Here is a 281-nt window from a genome sequence, read left to right as displayed (position 1 = left end):
ATCCAAGGATTATGATAAGCCTCACGTCCAACCATAACGCCATCGACGTGTGCTAATTGTTCTTGGCATTCTTCTAAGGTTTTTATGCCACCGTTTAAGATGATTTCAAGGTCTGGGAAATCTTTCTTCAACTGATGCACATAATGATATTTCAATGGTGGTACTTCACGGTTCTCTTTCGGGCTCAAGCCTTGCAGAATGGCATTACGCGCGTGAACAATAAAGGTCGTGATGCCAGTAGTGGCTATATCACCAACAAAATCACGCACCACGCTGTATTC

The 281-nt window shown here is 43.4% G+C and carries 1 protein-coding gene; it reads right to left on the bottom strand.

Translation table 11 applies throughout. The annotated features are described in order from the left end of the window. On the bottom strand, positions 1-281 hold a 281-nt coding region (locus tag AAEY75_RS14690; protein WP_352259979.1), incomplete at both ends, for a tRNA-dihydrouridine synthase.

It is taken from the genome of Psychrobacter sp. TB55-MNA-CIBAN-0194 (assembly GCF_040309505.1).
Classification (GTDB): domain Bacteria; phylum Pseudomonadota; class Gammaproteobacteria; order Pseudomonadales; family Moraxellaceae; genus Psychrobacter; species Psychrobacter fozii.
The sequence above is the reverse complement of the archived record's forward strand: the minus strand, read 5'-3'. Positions and strand labels throughout refer to the sequence as shown.